This is a genomic window from Mycobacterium sp. E1386, assembly GCF_001672745.1.
GTDB lineage: Bacteria > Actinomycetota > Actinomycetes > Mycobacteriales > Mycobacteriaceae > Mycobacterium.
The window spans coordinates 56848-70945 of sequence record NZ_LZKH01000097.1 but is presented as its reverse complement, the minus strand read 5'-3'; the positions used below and the strand labels follow the sequence as shown (position 1 = coordinate 70945).

14 protein-coding genes, 1 tRNA gene and 1 pseudogene are annotated in these 14098 nt (G+C 66.3%); 7 read left to right on the top strand and 9 right to left on the bottom strand.

Going from position 1 to position 14098, the window contains the following annotated elements; all coding sequences use genetic code 11:
* From A5709_RS11320 to A5709_RS11305, 4 genes and pseudogenes are all read right to left on the bottom strand, one after another.
* Positions 1-209: pseudogene (locus A5709_RS11320) on the bottom strand (cell division protein FtsW); the annotation flags it as partial.
* Positions 206-1717, bottom strand: a complete 1512-nt coding sequence (locus A5709_RS11315; protein ID WP_068012075.1) for a PP2C family serine/threonine-protein phosphatase — start codon at positions 1715-1717, stop codon at positions 206-208. The pseudogene A5709_RS11320 and the gene A5709_RS11315, both read right to left, overlap by 4 nt.
* On the bottom strand, positions 1714-2181 hold the full coding sequence (locus tag A5709_RS11310) for an FHA domain-containing protein (protein ID WP_067944720.1): 468 nt from the start codon (positions 2179-2181) through the stop codon (positions 1714-1716). Before A5709_RS11310 ends, A5709_RS11315 begins: the two co-directional genes overlap by 4 nt.
* A gap of 124 nt (positions 2182-2305) precedes the next feature.
* On the bottom strand, positions 2306-3958 hold the full coding sequence (locus tag A5709_RS11305; protein ID WP_068119925.1) for a DUF3662 and FHA domain-containing protein: 1653 nt from the start codon (positions 3956-3958) through the stop codon (positions 2306-2308).
* 243 nt (positions 3959-4201) lie between these two features.
* Between A5709_RS11305 and A5709_RS11300 the strand changes: the two genes are divergently transcribed.
* Positions 4202-4284: transfer RNA gene (locus tag A5709_RS11300), tRNA-Leu, on the top strand.
* Positions 4285-4416: 132 nt separating this feature from the next.
* On the opposite strand, the gene A5709_RS11295 is transcribed toward A5709_RS11300, so the two are convergent.
* On the bottom strand, positions 4417-4665 hold the full coding sequence (locus tag A5709_RS11295) for a hypothetical protein (RefSeq protein WP_068119923.1): 249 nt from the start codon (positions 4663-4665) through the stop codon (positions 4417-4419).
* 123 nt (positions 4666-4788) lie between these two features.
* On the opposite strand from A5709_RS11295, the gene A5709_RS11290 reads away from it, so the two are divergent.
* Positions 4789-6726, top strand: coding sequence for a TNT domain-containing protein (locus A5709_RS11290; protein ID WP_068119921.1), 1938 nt, complete (start codon positions 4789-4791; stop codon positions 6724-6726).
* The gene (locus A5709_RS28000) at positions 6723-7202 is read left to right on the top strand and encodes a hypothetical protein (protein ID WP_231986957.1); all 480 of its coding nucleotides are present in this window, start codon (positions 6723-6725) and stop codon (positions 7200-7202) included. Before A5709_RS11290 ends, A5709_RS28000 begins: the two co-directional genes overlap by 4 nt.
* An 89-nt stretch (positions 7203-7291) precedes the next feature.
* Here A5709_RS28000 and A5709_RS11285 read toward each other — a convergent pair whose 3' ends face one another.
* From A5709_RS11285 to A5709_RS11270, 4 genes are all read right to left on the bottom strand, one after another.
* Complete coding sequence (locus tag A5709_RS11285) at positions 7292-7624, bottom strand: GNAT family N-acetyltransferase (protein ID WP_067943065.1); 333 nt, start codon at positions 7622-7624, stop codon at positions 7292-7294.
* Positions 7611-8594 (bottom strand): pirin family protein, encoded by a 984-nt coding sequence (locus tag A5709_RS11280; protein WP_067943087.1) that lies wholly within the window; start codon positions 8592-8594, stop codon positions 7611-7613. Before A5709_RS11280 ends, A5709_RS11285 begins: the two co-directional genes overlap by 14 nt.
* Before the next feature lie 27 nt (positions 8595-8621).
* Positions 8622-10004: an acyl-CoA dehydrogenase family protein gene (locus tag A5709_RS11275; protein ID WP_068119919.1), complete on the bottom strand. Its 1383-nt coding sequence runs from the start codon at positions 10002-10004 to the stop codon at positions 8622-8624.
* Positions 10005-10093: 89 nt separating this feature from the next.
* Positions 10094-10510 carry a WhiB family transcriptional regulator gene (locus tag A5709_RS11270; RefSeq protein ID WP_068119918.1) on the bottom strand — a complete coding sequence of 139 codons (417 nt, stop codon included), beginning with the start codon at positions 10508-10510 and terminating at the stop codon, positions 10094-10096.
* 143 nt (positions 10511-10653) lie between these two features.
* Here A5709_RS11270 and A5709_RS11265 point away from each other — a divergent pair, with 143 nt between their 5' ends.
* The 4 genes from A5709_RS11265 (at position 10654) to A5709_RS11250 (ending at position 14091) form a co-directional block, all read left to right on the top strand.
* The gene (locus A5709_RS11265; protein WP_068119916.1) at positions 10654-11424 is read left to right on the top strand and encodes a helix-turn-helix domain-containing protein; all 771 of its coding nucleotides are present in this window, start codon (positions 10654-10656) and stop codon (positions 11422-11424) included.
* Positions 11421-12233, top strand: a complete 813-nt coding sequence (locus tag A5709_RS11260; RefSeq protein ID WP_068119914.1) for a C40 family peptidase — start codon at positions 11421-11423, stop codon at positions 12231-12233. The genes A5709_RS11265 and A5709_RS11260 overlap by 4 nt, the downstream gene beginning before the upstream one ends.
* Before the next feature lie 16 nt (positions 12234-12249).
* On the top strand, positions 12250-12612 hold the full coding sequence (locus A5709_RS11255; protein ID WP_068119912.1) for a DUF4226 domain-containing protein: 363 nt from the start codon (positions 12250-12252) through the stop codon (positions 12610-12612).
* A 126-nt stretch (positions 12613-12738) separates the two neighbouring features.
* On the top strand, positions 12739-14091 hold the full coding sequence (locus A5709_RS11250; RefSeq protein ID WP_068119910.1) for a DUF4226 domain-containing protein: 1353 nt from the start codon (positions 12739-12741) through the stop codon (positions 14089-14091).
* Positions 14092-14098: the final 7 nt, after the last annotated feature.

Sequence of the window (14098 nt, the reverse complement as noted above, 5' to 3'; positions counted from 1 at the left end):
ATGGCCAGGTGCGCCGACCCGAACACGAGCATGAACACCAGCCCGTAACTGATGACATTCCAACGCAATTCGCGGTCTTGGTTCGCCTCCACAATCAGCAACGCGGCGACGGTGATCACTGCGGCGAAGCACAGCAGCAGCAGCTCGGCGTTGCGACGGGTGGGCAGCGGAGGTGTGACCGCGACTGGCGGCTGGAGTTGTGTCGTCATGCCACCGTCCGGCAATCAATGCCCGGTTGCAGTGGAGGAGCTGGAAGCGCGGTGACCGTCTGGGAAGTGGTCGTGGGGCCCGCCGGCGACGGGGTCGCGGGGCCGGCTGTGGCGCTGGTGGGGCCGCTAGGGCCGGGGGAAGCGGTGGTCGGTGCGGTAGTGGGGGTTGGCGATGCAGCGACACTTGATTCGGGGGTGCCGCTCCCGGTGGGCGGGGAGCCCGGCGGCGACGTGGCGCGTGGCGACGGACAAGTAGGAAGCAGGTATTCCGCCAGCAACTGTCGTAACTGGGATTCGGCCTGGTCCAGGCTGCCGCCCGGGAGCCCGGTCTGAACCTGAACCTGCCCCGGCCGGCGAAGGTCACGCAGCGTCATCAGCTGGCAGTTCGGATGACCGGCTTCGTTGTAACCGATCAGGGACAGCTCATTGCGGGCGCTCAGGCACGCCACCAGGTACGGCTGCTGCAGGGGCACGCCCAACAGGGATCCCTGAATGCCGCGGACGACCGATACCTTTCCGTCGTATTCGGCGACGTAGTAATTGCGCTGGATGACCCACCATCCGATGGCCATGCCGGACAGAACGAACAACACCGCCAGTGTCGCGATGAAGAACATCCGCCGCCTGGGCCACCGCGGCCGGCTGGGCGTTTCAGGTTGCGGCGCAACACGTTTGGCGGCCTCTTCGCGGGGCCTGATCGCGGAGGCGCGGCCCGCGGAGGTGTTCGGCAACGTCATCTGGTCGTCGTCGCCGGAAACCGCGCCCGCCAGAATCGGCTGGGTTTGGCCGTAGTCGTAGTCGACGACGTCGGCGACCACCACCGTCACGTTGTCCGGGCCGCCGCCGCGCAACGCCAATTCGATGAGGCGGTAGGCGGCTTCGGCCACGTCGGGGATCTGCAGCGCCTCGAGGATGGTCTCGTCGCTCACCGGATCGCTGAGCCCGTCGGAGCACAGCAGGTATCGATCACCGGCCCGGGCCTCGCGCATGGTCAGGGTCGGCTCGACCTCGTGACCGGTCAGCGCGCGCATGATCAGAGACCGCTGCGGGTGGCTGTGTGCCTCTTCGCGGGTGATCCGGCCTTCGTCGACCAACGTCTGGACGAACGTGTCGTCCTTGGTGATCTGGGTGAGTTCACCATCACGCAACAGATACCCACGCGAGTCACCGATGTGTACCAAGCCAATCCGGTCGCCCGCGAACAGGATTGCGGTGAGCGTGGTGCCCATCCCCTCGAGCTCGGGCTCGGCCTCCACTTGCGCGGCGATGGCCGCGTTGCCGGACCGCACCGCGGCGTCGAGCTTGGCGAGCAGGTCGCCGCCGGGTTCGTCGTCGTCGAGATGGGCCAGCGCGGCGATCACCAACTGGGAGGCCACTTCACCGGCGGCGTGGCCGCCCATGCCGTCAGCCAGCGCGAGCAGCCGCGCACCCGCGTACACGGAGTCTTCGTTATTGGCGCGCACCAGGCCGCGGTCGCTGCGCGCGGCATATCGCAGAACCAGCGTCACGGGCGCAACTCGATCGCCGTTTTGCCGATCCGAATCGGCGTTCCTATTGGAACTCGTACCGCAGTGGTCACCTTTGCCCTGTCAAGGTAAGTGCCGTTGGTCGATCCTAGATCCTCGACATACCATTCCGAACCGCGCTGAGACAGTCTGGCGTGCCGCGTCGAGGCGTAGTCGTCGGTGAGCACCAGGGTCGAATCGTCGGCCCTTCCGATCAACACCGGCTGCCCGCTGAGTGTGATGCGCGCACCCGCCAACGCCCCCTCGGTCACCACCAGGTAGCGCGCGGCGGTGCGGCGTTGCCGCGAAGGCAGCAGGGTGCTGCGCAGCGCCAAGCCCCGGCGCACCATGACGGCGCCGGTGGGTGCGTAGATATCGGTCCGCAAGATCCGCAACACGGACCAGATGAATACCCACAACAACATTAAAAATCCGGCACGCGTCAGCTGCAGTACGAGTCCCTGCATCTGGCGTCCTTTCCGTACTGCGTCGTCCCCCTGGCGCCCGTGACCCCGAGCACATCGGCAACGTCACGATACTTGGACGGCGGTCGACGCGGGGCAAAGCACGGCAGCGTTGAGCCCAGCGGGTTTAGTGGATCCGGACGATGATCTCCGAGTGACCCAGACGGATCACGTCGCCGTCCGCCAACTGCCACTCCTGCACCGGCGCGTTGTTCACCGTGGTGCCGTTGGTCGAGTTCAGGTCCGAAAGGAGCGCCACCTGCCCGTCCCAGCGGATCTCGAGGTGACGCCGGGACACCCCCGTGTCGGGCAACCGGAACTGCGCGTCTTGTCCGCGGCCCACGATGTTGGAGCCCTCACGCAGCTGATAGGTCCGGCCGCTGCCGTCGTCGAGCTGGAGGGTGACCGTCGTCCCGGCCGCGCCGTAACCGCCGCCGTAGCCGCCGTAGCCCCCGGCCGGCTGCCCGTAGTCGGCGGGCTGGCCGTACTCACTCGGCTGGGCGTAGTCGGCCTGCTGGCCATAGTCGTAGTCACGTTGGGCGGGCTCGGCGTATCCGCCTTGAGCCGGGTATCCCCCGCCGGGGACGTTCTCGGCGTACTGCGTGTAATCGCCGGGGCCGTAGTCTTGCCGGCCGTATCCGCCGCCCTGCTGATAGCCCTGCTCGTAGCCGCCGCCTTGCTCGTAGCCGCCGCCCTGCTCGTAGCCGCCGCCCTGCTCGTAGCCGGCACCCTGCTCGGGATAGGCGGGCCGCTGCTCGGGCGGAGCGTAACCACCCTCTTCGGGGCGGGCCGGTGGGCGACCGTATTCGCCGTACCCGCCGTAGCCCTGCTGGCCGCCCCCGGGCGGACCGCCGGCGGGCGGGCCGTACCCGCCGCCCTGGCGGTAGCCCTGGTCGTAGCCTTGGCCGCCGTACCCACCGGGCGCAGGAGGACGCTGTTCGTACTGCGGGGGGTAACCGCCCTGCTCGGGGTAGCCGCCCTGGCCGCCCTGGTAGCCGCGCTGTTCGGGGTAGCCGCCCTGGCCGCCTTGGTAGCCGCGCTGATCGGGGTAGCCACCGCCCGGGGCTTGGTAGCCACCTTGCTCGGGGTAGCCGCCCTGCTGCTCGGGGTAGCCGCCCTGCTCGGGTTGGCGGGGTGGCGGGTAGCCCTGCTGCGGCGGATAGCCGCCCTGCTCGGGCGGATACCCACCGCGTGGATCAGGTCCCCCCTGCGGTTCCGCGCCACCCTCTTGCGGCCGCCCGTAGCGGTCGTCGTAATACTCATCGCCGGGCCGTCCCGGCCCCTGAGCCCCGCGGTAGCTCGAATCGTCAGTCATTGGTGCTACTCCTCGTTCTGCGCCGAACGCACTATTTGATTGTGGCCGGACGGGATCGTCGACCGTCGGGCGGGGCTGCACATCGGGGTTGACAGCACCACGGGCGCGGTACTGGCCGGTTCGCAGGTTCGACGACTGCTCGAACCGGACGACCACCTCACCATACGTTTGCCACCCCTGTTCATGGATGTAGTCGGCCAAGTACCTAGCGAAAGCGCCCGACGTGAGATCTGGGTCGGCGCCCACCTTCTCGAAGTCGTGCCTACCGAGGGTAATGATGTATTCGTTGGGGGCCAAAAGGCGATTGCCCTGCAGGGTCTGGACCCCGTCGCGGGCTTCGCGGCGCAGCAGGGTCTCGACCTCCTGCGGAACGATCGAGCCGCCGAACACCCGGGCGAACGCGTTGTCGACGGTCGCCTCGAGTTTGCGCTCGATCCGCGCCGCCAGCCCCCGTTGGCTACTCATGCGCCGGCGTTGGCCCGCACTTGCCACGGCCTGTCGCCGGTGCGCGGCAAACGATTCACGCCGTCAGCTCCCACTAGAGCATCGTATCGGGACAGCACGATGCGGCGGCACCGTCGAAACTCTGAGAACTGCGTCGGCCCTGTTCAGACGCGTTGTTCCCCAGCGCCCCATGGCGTCTGGGCCCGACCAGGCGGGTTGGGGAATGCGGCTATTAAAGTGGTATGGTCCATCGGTTGTTTTTCCGGGCGAGTGGCGGAATGGCAGACGCGCTGGCTTCAGGTGCCAGTGTCCTTCGGGACGTGGGGGTTCAAGTCCCCCTTCGCCCACATTTGAGCGGTTCTACGAACTGCGGTGCTAAAAGGTCACGAGCTCGAAAGAGGTCGTGACCCTTTGCGTTAGTGCGGATCAGCGGTCTCTCATGCCCGCCGCAGGCGGAGTGCTTTCGGTAGGTCGTGGGCTCAGGGCGCTCGGCCAGCGTCGGGGTGCTCGTCGCCGTCCTCATCCCAGTACGCCCACTCCGGGAGCGGTGTATTCGGCATCGTGCCGTGGGCGGAAGCCACGTAGCCCGGTTGCGTGCCGCCCACCTTCCAACGGGGATCCAATCGGTTCGCCCGCGAGCGCCGGACCGCGCGAACGACCAGAGCGACGGCGCCCCCAACGATGAAGGCGATCAACAAAACCTTGAGGGCCAGCAACAGCATCGCCATAGCCTCGGCTCCTCGGGATCGGGTGAATTGACGTCTGCAATCGCATTAGTAGCGTAATTGCCAGCTCCTGAAGGGTGGCAATGATCGTGCGGCGCGTGACGCTGCGCAGCTACGGGTGATGCGATGCAGCTGCGGTATATAAGCATTGCGGCGCTTATCGCCGAGGCCGGCGGTGATCCGTGGGCGATCAACAAGAGCTTGCAGTCCGGGAGCCCAGGGCAGATCTCGTCGCTGGCGGAGGTCTTCCACCGGGCCGGCCGATGTACCTCTGAGGCGCAGCACGCCTTCGAGCAGGCCCGCAAGCGCTTCAGCGCTGCATGGGACCGCCGGGATGGCGGTCATCCGATCAACGACTCCGCCGAAGTGCAGCGAGTGACCCAGTCGCTCGGCACGCAGTCCCTGCAGTTGCCCAAGATCGGCGTAGACCTGGAAAACATCGCCGCATCCTTGGCTGAGGCGCAGGAGTCCGCAGCGGCAGAGGTCGCGACACTCGAGGCGCAGTTGCAAACGCTCGACGGCTTAATCGGCCAGGCCGTCGAAATGGAGCAGAGCGGCCACCTCAGCACAGAGGATAAGCACACCCTCGATGCTCTTATTCGCAATTGCGAGAGGGATGCCATCGATGACACCAAAGCCGCACTCGCACAGCTGCATTCGATACGCAATGGCTACTCCGATGGCTTACGCAATGCGCTGGGCAACTTGCGAACCGACGGATACGATCCCGCTCCCCTCCGCGATGTCGACGCCGACGGTTCGCCGAAGCCCACCGAACTCCAGCTACAAGCGCTGGCCGATCTCCGTCGGATCACCGACCAAGCGGTGGTCGATCAAATCGGTAAGGTACGTGCCGCGCAGGAAGCCTTGAACAAGGCGATGGCCGACCTCTATACCCATGGCCCTGGGTCACCGGAAGGGGAGGCCGCGAGCGGGAGGCTGCCCAAGCTGAAGGCCGACCTGGCTCACGCGCTCGACGACTTGGGCAAGATCCCCGACTACAAGGACGTCGACCCCGCGTCGATAACGATCACTCCCGACGGCCGTTTTATGTTCGCCCACACGGTGGATGGGCAGCCGGTGCAGGTCTATGGACAGCTCAAGAACGGTGCGGGCGAATTCTTTGATCAGGCCATGAGCACGTCCTATACCTTCAGCGGCGGCAAGTTGACCGGCATGCGCACGCTGGATCCCGGGAAAGTAGAAGCCACCCCCGAGCCGCTGTGGAGCGCCATCACCTTGGCCGTCGGCGGGCCTGAACTCAAGGCCGGCGGGGAGGTGGCCTGGCAAGGCCTGAAAACACTTTTCAGTCGCGAAGCGCTGCAAGGCCTTTCCGCCGACAACGTCCTCCCCCGGGCACTGAGCGCGGCCGAGATGCGCGCGGCAATGGCCGAAGCGGACCTTCCCCCGCATGGCTCGCCACTACCGGATGTCAGCGGACAACCCGTGCCGGGCGTCGCCCATCCAGGACCAGCACCCGTGGTTGAGCACGCGCCGCATCCGGCTGGTGGTGACATTCCGCCCGAGCATGCTCCCGCGGGCCCGCATGTACCCGTGGCACCAGACAGCGCCCCGACGCCGACGGCACCACTCGAGCCGCCGCCGCCGCTGCCTTCCGACCACGAGTTGTTCCACGGGTACCACCCGATCGACCCAGGCCCGGAATTCAGGAACCCAGACGGGAGCCTGTTCTATCCCGATGACACGCTGCCGACCAAGCCCTACGCGGTGCCGGGCACCGTGATTCCCGACGCGCCTCTCAAACCCGGGGCGGTGCTCGGCCGTTTTGGTAGCCCGTTTGGTTCCTACTTGGCCCCTGAAGGAACACCATTTGCTGAACTGTCGCTCCCGCCCGAAAGCGCTCTCAAACCCTATTATCAATACGTAGTTAAGGACCCGACTGCCCTACCACCCGGCTACCACGTTGAACAATCCCAAGTGGCGCCTTGGTTCCATCAGCCGGGCGGCGGAATCCAATACCGAGTGATTGGACCAGATGGAAACGACGCCCCAGTGCAAGCCCTAGAGGACTCCGGATTCTTAGGAGACATACGCAACCAATGACCGACTTTTCGCGAATTTCTGCAAGCTGGATTGAATGGTCTAGCCTCGCACGCCTGCCCGACGCGGCGGTATCGACGAAATGCGATGATTGCGAAATCGCTTTCACTTCTACGGATTTCTCGGTGCACCTTCGCCACGAGGCTGACTGGTGGATCGTTGATACGGTTAATGACCGCGGACAACGTCGCAATGACACAGCCAAGCTATCTTCACTCGAACTCGCTGAAAAGTACCTGCTCTGGATTTGGTCCTCGCTTGCCCGCGGGGCCGTCGGTGCACCCCCTTTGGGACCGGAGCTCTATTCTTCTGGTTTCAGTCCAGACGTGGAAGTAACCCCTATAACTGAGGGCATCGCAGAACTGCGATCACCAAGTGGAAAAGCAATTTTGATGGAACCGTACGCGACCATTTTCAGCCACCTTATGTCCAAGTCAGTAGACGAACTCGGGCGCATGGTTGCGGCAGGACTTGCGTGAGCTGTCTTGGAATCTGGCCCAGCATGGCCCGTTGAAGGACGTAACCAATCAAGCAACGTATGCCAAGGGTGCGGCTGGACTTAATCTTGCTACGACGACTGCAACCACCGCTGAATATCCGGCGTCACGGCATCGGTGATGTCGTCGTACTCGGGATGCTTTTTGAGCACCGTTCCGATCATCGAGCACACGGGGACGATGCGCTTGCCTTCGCCCCGAGCCTCGTTGAGCGCCTCCTCGACGAGGATGGTCGCCAGGCCGCGTCCGCCATACGCCGGGTCTATTTCGGTGTGGTAGAAGACGCGCTGGTCACCGCGGTCGGCGAAGTCGGCGAGGCCGACCTGCTTGCCTTCTACGGCAATGGTGTACCGACCCTCCTCGAGGCTGACGGTCGCTTCTGCTCCGGTCTTATCGGCGGTCATAATTGCTTTCCTTTCCTTGCGGTACGGGTCGGGGACGCAGCCGAGCGGTCGGCAGCGGCGGGGCGGGCAGTCGGGTGAGCGAACCCCGGTAGCCATGGACGGTCCCGAAGCGTTCGTCGCCGTCCTCCCACTGTTCGCGGTATCCCACGATGTCGTCGTGGCTTCGCCCGACGAAGTTCCACCACATCACCAATTCTTCGGTGAACGGTGTTCCGCCGAGCAGCAGCACCCGGGCGGGCTGATCCCCCGCGTTGCTCAGCCGCAGCGACGAAGCGCCGGGACTCAGGTAGGCGAGCTCGGCAACCGACAGGGCCGTCTCTTCCACACGGACGGCGCCCAGATCGCAGAGCACACCGTGCTCGAATGCCGGGTCGACATCGACGTCCAGGTGAGCGCCGGCATCGAGATCGATCTGGGCGCCCAGCAGGGGTGTGAAGGTACGCACGGGCGACCGGCTACCGGCCAGCCCGCCGAGGAACACCCGCGCCGTCGCGCCGGCAAGCGACACCGGCTCGGGCACGTAGTGAGCGAAGTCGCGGCCGGTGTCGCGATCGGAATCGGGAAGCGCCACCCAGAGCTGGACACCGTGCAAGGCGGCCGGCGACATCACCGACACCTCGGAATGACAAATTCCGGCACCCGCGGTCATGAGGTTCAGCTCGCCCGGCCGCACAGCGGCATGCACTCCGGCGCTGTCGTTGTGCTCCACTTCCCCACTGAACAACCAACTGACCGTTTGTAGTCCGGTGTGCGGATGGGGTGGAACGTCCATGCGCGCCGACGTCGGGCCGTAATGGTCGATGAAACACCACGCACCGATCAGCGAACGGTGCCGTTGCGGAAGCGTGCGTTGCACCCGCATGGCCCGCGGGCCGCCCAGCGGAACTTCCCTGGGCGCCAGCACCTCGGTGCCCCCGCCTGGTGCGGTAGCGCAGGCGAGTTCGGCGGGTGTCGGCTCAAGGTTGCTCATGGTCCAATCGACCGTACCCAGCACTCGCTACTTGCGCGGCGGTCGGAGCACCTTCATCGCCAGCCGCATGACGGGTTCGGGCACCCGATCCTGCATGGAAAGCGCGGTGTCGGCGACGCGGGAGCGCAGCGGAGTGCCGCGACCGAAAACCCGGTTCAGCGGACCGCCGGACGGCTCGAGCACCACATGCAGTGGCGGCGTGCCGACAGCGGCACCCAGCGCGTTGGCGATTACCATCCGCTGAATCTCGCTCGTGCCCTCAAAAATGGTGTACAGCTTGGCATCCCGATACCACTTCTCCACCGGGTGATCGGTGATGTAGCCCCAGCCGCCCATGGTCTGAATGGCGCGTTCGGTGGCCTTGACAGCCACCTCGCTGGCGGCCATCTTCGACATCGAGCCCTCCCCGCGCTCGAAGGGAACGTTGTTGGCCGCCATCCACGAGGCCCGCCAGGTCAAGAGCCGTGCCGCGTCGATCTGGGTGGCCAGCTCCGCGAGCGGGAAGGCGATGCCTTGGTTGTCGATGATCGGTCCGCCGAAGGCCTCGCGCTCGGTGGCGTACGCCGTCGCGTACTCCAGCGCGGCGCGCGCGATTCCGATTGCCTGGGCGGCAACCATCGGCCGGGTCTGCTCGAACGTGCCCAATGTCGCGGAGCCCGACCGCTTTGCGCCCGCGACCACTTCGCGCGCTTTGGCGAGCTTGTGCTCTAATTTCTCCTGTCCCCCAAGCAAGTTGGCGCCCGGTACGCGGACGCCTTCGAACAGCAACTCCGCGGTGTGTGACGCACGGCAGCCCAGCTTGTCCAGCTTGCGCACGAGCTTGAGCCCCGGCGTGCCACCTGGCACCACAAACAGCGCCTGACCGCGATGACCCAGCTCCTCGTCGACCACCGCGTTGACGACGTGCACGTTGGCGATCCCGCCGTTGCCGATCCACATCTTGTGGCCGTCGATGATCCAGTCGTCACCGTCGCGGCGCGCGTGAGTGCGCAGATTCCGTACGTCGCTGCCACCCTCGGGTTCCGAGATCGCCAGCGCGGCGAGCTTGAGATCGCCTGGGGTGCCGAAGCATTCGGGCGCCCATTCCAACATCTGCTCCGGCGATGCCGCCTGTCCGATCGCCGACAGGGCCAACGCCGGCATCACGATCGCCAACCCGATCCCGGCGCAGCCCCAAAACAGCTCCTCCATGAACATCGGCAAGGAGAGCCCGGTCGGATCGCCGATCAGGTCGCGGTAGAACAAGGGGCTATAGAAGCCGCGCTGGGCCGCCTCCTCCAGGACCGGCCACGGAAACTCCTGCCGCTGGTCGTAGTGGAGCGCCACGGGGCGGATCACTTCTTCGGCGAACTGGTGGGTCCGCCGGGCCAGGTCGTGCTGCGCCGCCGTCGGGGTCAGGTCGAACGTCATGGATCGCGCCTTCGGGTCGACAGACTCGTTTGTGCCGAAGCTCTACCCCGTTGGCTGAGTCGACAAACGGCCTTACCCGCGACGGAACGTCAGGCCGCGGAACGGGGCCCCACTTGCGCGAGGGGCAGGTGCAACACCACCGCGGCCACCGGAACGGCCTCATGTTCGTGGTTGGCGAGCAGGGCCGCGTTCTCCGGCAGCTGGCGGGAGTTGATTTCGCCGGACGCGATGCGCCGGAGGACGTCGTGGGCCTGGGCCAGCTGCGCGCGCTTGCGGTACTGGCCGCCGGGAAGTTTGACGCCGGCCCACACGCCGTACTCCTCGCGGTGCGCGATGGCATGTTGGGCGCACCGACGCTGCTGCGCCAACGGGCAGCGCCGCAGGCACTGGATGCGCGCCTCGACGGCCGACCGCTCGTATGCACGGGCCTTGGCCGCGCCGTCGCCACCGTCGTCGTCGGGGTAGCCGAACCACAGTTCCGGGTTGCTAGCGCAGGGGTGTCCCATGTCGGTCTCCTTGTCGAGCTTGAAACGTAGGCAAAAGCGTATACAGACATGAGCGCCTAGCGCAAGAGAAACGTGACAAAAACGTATATACAGAGCGATACGCGACTGCCTGTGTACTATCCGGCCTATGGCCGGAGCCTGCGGTGAGCCGTGAATCGGCAGGCGCGGCGATCCGTGCTTTGCGAGAGTCGCGCGACTGGTCGCTAGCCGACCTCGCCGCCGCGACCGGTGTCAGCATCATGGGGTTGAGCTTTCTGGAGCGCGGCGCCCGTAAGCCGCACAAAAGCACAGTTCAGAAGGTTGAAAATGGTTTAGGCCTTCCGCCGGGGACCTATTCCCGGCTGTTGGTGGCGGCCGATCCGGACGCCGAACTGGCCCGGCTGATGGCCGCGCAACCGCCCGCCGCCGTCCCCGCCAGGCGTACCGGACCGGTGGTTGTGGACCGGCACAGCGACACAGAAGTGCTGGAAGGCTATGCCGAAGCCCAACTGGAAGCCCTCAAATCCGTCATCGATCGCTTGCCTGCGACAACATCAAACGAATATGAGACGTATATTCTGTCTGTGATCGCTCAGTGCGTGAAGGCAGAGATGCTGGCCGCCGGCTCCTGGCGGGTCGCCGTGAATGCGGGCGCGGACTCGACGGACCGGCTGATGACGCACCTCCAAGCCCTCGAGGCGACGCGCATGGCCCTGCTGAAACGAATGCCGACCAGCTTGAGCGCCCGCTTCGACGGGGCATGCGCACAGTCATCCCTGCCCGAGACGGTCATCGCCGCATTGGTCGGTGTCGACGTCGAGGAAATCTGGGACATCCGCAACCGAGGGGTGATCCCGCCGGGGGCACTCCCCCGCGTGCGTGCCTTCACCGACGCCGTGGAGTCGGGAGGCCAGCTGGGCGAGGGGGCGACGTGACCCAGAGCGAGATCGAGGTGCTGAGCCGTGCTCATGACATGTTCGCCGGCGGTGGCCGCCCGTCGCCGGTGGACGCGGGCACCGGGCATTACCACAACCTGCTGCAGAGGGCGGCCGGGCTGAACGACGTTGTGGCGCGCGGCCGATATCGGCTCGCGGTCGACCACAGCCGGCAACGGCTCGCGGCCGCCGCCGCCACGGACGCCGCAGCGGCGGGCGTCATCGCCCGAGCCCACCGCGATCGGGCCGAGGCTCACGATCTGACGAGGGGCATCCTTGACGCAGCCCGCGCCGACGCCGGGGAGGTTCCGGCGACACCCATGGCGCAACGCGAGGCGATGCGTCGCCGGGCGGCGCGACTGCGGGCCCAACGCGCGCATGTCCTCTCGGCCCGCTTCAGGGCGCGCCGGCGCCTCGTCGAACTGCGGGCACTGCGGTACCAACTCCTGCGACACCGCCCCGCCGGATTGAACGGGCGTGCCGCCCTCGCGGTGCGCGCCGCATTGTCGCGCCTGGGCCGGCCTTACGTGTGGGGCGCGACGGGCCCCGACCAGTTCGATTGTTCGGGGCTCGTCCAGTGGAGCTACGCACAAGCGGGAATTCACTTGGACCGCACCACTTATCAGCAGATCAACGACGGGATCCCGGTGTCCCGTTCGCAAGTCCGGCCGGGTGACCTCGTCTTCCCGCACGCCGGCCACGTCCAGCTGGCCATCGGCAACAATCTGGTAGTCGAGGCGCCCTACTCGGGCGCCTCGGTGCGGATCAGCCCGTTAGGCCCCAACGTTGCGATTCGCCGACCACTATGACAAACAAGGTGAGCCGATGACGGAACAAGCAGGACCTTCAGTGGCCGCCATGCAGGCGCGGCAGGCTGCTCTGGCTGGCCAGCATGGCACGGCGGCCGACGCCGACCGCGTGCTGGCAGAGGTGCTCACCAGCGCGCATGCTGCGATGCGAGAGGGCGCCAGGCGTCTGGATGCCATCGCCGAGCAGATCGACCACGCCACCGTGCACCAAGCGAACCTCGCGCTCGATACGCCCATGGGCGCCCGCGAGTTTCAGAGTTTTTTGCTGGTCAAACATCGCGAGATCACTGCGGTCGTCGAGGGGGCGCGTGAACTGAGCCGAGCGAAAAAGGCTGTGCTGGAAAGCCTCCGGGACCGGTACGCCGCGGGCAACGCCTAGCATTGGCGGCGATTTCGGTGTCATCCACAACGGCCCCGCATAGTGAATTGTTGGCGGGGAAAGGCATGGGTACTGTCGCCGGGCATGGAGGGGTCGCAACGCATTCCGCGAGGACTTGCGTAGCTGATGTCGGCGCACGAGGAGTTGCTTGCGGCGGTGCAATATGTCCGAGACCGTACCGGTGACCCGAACGCGTGGCTGGCGGGTCTGTCCAAAGGTGAGCTGGCCGCGGTGATCACCCCGACGACGCGCCCGGAACAGCTGCGGGCGATCGCGGGCAAGATCCGCCAACAAGATACGGCTGCACCGGACCGGGAGGCGGGCGAGGCGGCGGAAGCCATCGCGCACGCCGAAGTTGCTCTGTCACACCAGAATTCGGCGAGCTCTCAGCTGGACATGCAGGTCATCACGGCGATCTTGAACGCCCACCTCAACGCCGTCGAAGGCAGCCAAGCGCTGACCAAGCTGCAGCAAGACACCGAAGCCGCGGTGCGTACGCGATCGGACCTGGACACTCCGGCCGGAGCGCGCGACTTCCAGCGATTCCTCATCGGCAAGCTCAGAGACATTCGTGCGGTGGTCCTCAACGCCAGCCTCGACGACACATCGAAGTCGGCGCTGATGGCCGCTTGGACATCGCTATACGACGCCTCCAAGGACCAACCGAGCGGTCCCGACGAACGGCCGTCGGCCCAGACGGTCGACGCCGACGCCGCTACGACAGAGGACCCCGGCTGGGACCCGCTGCTGGATTCGTTGTTCGCCGACGATCCGGGCGCCGCGGCGGACGATCTGTCGGGAGGCGCTGCGCCGGACGTAGCGACCGCTCCGGCGCCGCCCATGGCTCCAGTGCTGCCGCCGATGCCGAACTTCGGCTCGGGACTGCCGAGCTTCGGCGCGACGCCGGCCGGGCTGCCACTTCCCAACCTGCAGGGCGACAACGCCACGGAGCCGGAGTTGCAGGGCCTCGACGACGAGGGCGTGCCGGATTCCGAGGACCATGCGGATCCCAAGACCGACGGTTCGTCAGATCAGCCAGGCGACACCAACCAGGACGCTGCGACGGTCGAGGACGAATCCCCACCGGCGGGCCCCACCACGGTGACTTTGCCCGATGGTGAAACGGTGACGGCGGCCAGCCCTCAGCTGGCCGCGGCAATCAAAGCCGCGATTGGCGGAGCTGCGATACCAGATGCCTTCCAACAGCAGGGAATAACGATCCCACCGCCGGGCACCGCGGTCACCCACCCGATCGACCCCGCGCACGTCACTCCGGCCGATATCGGAATGTTCATCGACCGGCACGCGCTCGCCCTCGGCCCCGGAAAAGCCCTTCTCGATGGCCAAATTCAAGACATCGCCACCGTGAGCGGCCCGAGCTTTCTAGGCTGGGAACATCCGCCGGGCGCGGCTGCGACCGCGCCGGCGAAGCCCGACACACCGACACCCACGCGGCCGGCGACCTCGTCGACCACCTGACAATAGT

Bases quoted from the DNA above. Each gene is read 5' to 3' on its own strand.
- A5709_RS11310 (WP_067944720.1), bottom strand. From the start codon at position 2,181: ATGCAGGGACTCGTACTGCAGCTGACGCGTGCCGGATTTTTAATGTTG.
- A5709_RS11305 (WP_068119925.1), bottom strand. From the start codon at position 3,958: ATGAGTAGCCAACGGGGGCTGGCGGCGCGGATCGAGCGCAAACTCGAG.
- A5709_RS11295 (WP_068119923.1), bottom strand. From the start codon at position 4,665: ATGGCGATGCTGTTGCTGGCCCTCAAGGTTTTGTTGATCGCCTTCATC.
- A5709_RS11290 (WP_068119921.1), top strand. From the start codon at position 4,789: ATGCAGCTGCGGTATATAAGCATTGCGGCGCTTATCGCCGAGGCCGGC.
- A5709_RS28000 (WP_231986957.1), top strand. From the start codon at position 6,723: ATGACCGACTTTTCGCGAATTTCTGCAAGCTGGATTGAATGGTCTAGC.
- A5709_RS11285 (WP_067943065.1), bottom strand. From the start codon at position 7,624: ATGACCGCCGATAAGACCGGAGCAGAAGCGACCGTCAGCCTCGAGGAG.
- A5709_RS11280 (WP_067943087.1), bottom strand. From the start codon at position 8,594: ATGAGCAACCTTGAGCCGACACCCGCCGAACTCGCCTGCGCTACCGCA.
- A5709_RS11275 (WP_068119919.1), bottom strand. From the start codon at position 10,004: ATGACGTTCGACCTGACCCCGACGGCGGCGCAGCACGACCTGGCCCGG.
- A5709_RS11270 (WP_068119918.1), bottom strand. From the start codon at position 10,510: ATGGGACACCCCTGCGCTAGCAACCCGGAACTGTGGTTCGGCTACCCC.
- A5709_RS11255 (WP_068119912.1), top strand. From the start codon at position 12,250: ATGACGGAACAAGCAGGACCTTCAGTGGCCGCCATGCAGGCGCGGCAG.
- A5709_RS11250 (WP_068119910.1), top strand. From the start codon at position 12,739: ATGTCGGCGCACGAGGAGTTGCTTGCGGCGGTGCAATATGTCCGAGAC.